Origin of the sequence: Mesorhizobium sp. M7A.F.Ca.US.005.03.2.1, from assembly GCF_003997795.1 — a bacterium.
Lineage (GTDB): Bacteria > Pseudomonadota > Alphaproteobacteria > Rhizobiales > Rhizobiaceae > Mesorhizobium > Mesorhizobium ciceri.
On record NZ_RZRP01001481.1, the window covers coordinates 1 to 702 of the forward strand.

Sequence of the window (702 nt, forward strand, 5' to 3'; positions counted from 1 at the left end):
GGCTCGCTGCTCGGTGTCGCGCAAGGCTCGCCACGCGGCGCCCGCATGGCGATCATGCAGTGGAACGGCGGCAAGCCGAAGGACAGCCCGATCGCCTTCGTCGGCAAGGGCGTCACTTTCGACACCGGCGGCAATTCCATAAAGCCGGCCTCGGGCATGGAGGATATGAAGGGCGACATGGGCGGCGCCGCCGCCGTTACCGGCCTGATGCATGCGCTGGCGGCCCGCAAGGCGAAAGCCAATGTCGTCGGTATCATCGGACTGGTCGAAAATGCCGTCGACGGTCATGCCCAGCGTCCCGGTGATATTGTCACTTCGATGTCGGGCCAGACCATCGAGGTGCTCAATACCGACGCCGAGGGCCGCCTCGTGCTGGCCGATGCGTTGTGGTACTGCAACGACCGCTTCCAGCCGAAATTCATGGTCAATCTGGCGACGCTGACCGGCGCCATCATGGTGGCGCTCGGCCAACATTATGCCGGCCTGTTTTCCAACAATGACGAACTGGCCGAAAAATTGTCGGTGGCGGGGCAGGCGACTCAGGAACGGCTGTGGCGCATGCCGCTCGGCGCCGAATACGACAAGCTGATCGATTCCAAGAACGCCGACATGAAGAACATCGGCGGCCGTTTTGGCGGCGCCACCATCGCGGCGCAGTTTCTGCAGCGCTTCGTCAAGGACACGCCATGGGCTCATCTCGAC

General features: G+C 63.2%; 1 protein-coding gene. It reads left to right on the forward strand.

The genetic code is table 11. The annotated features are described in order from the left end of the window. Nucleotides 1-702: leucyl aminopeptidase (locus EN991_RS38620; RefSeq protein ID WP_127370650.1), on the forward strand; the 702-nt coding region annotated here is incomplete at both ends.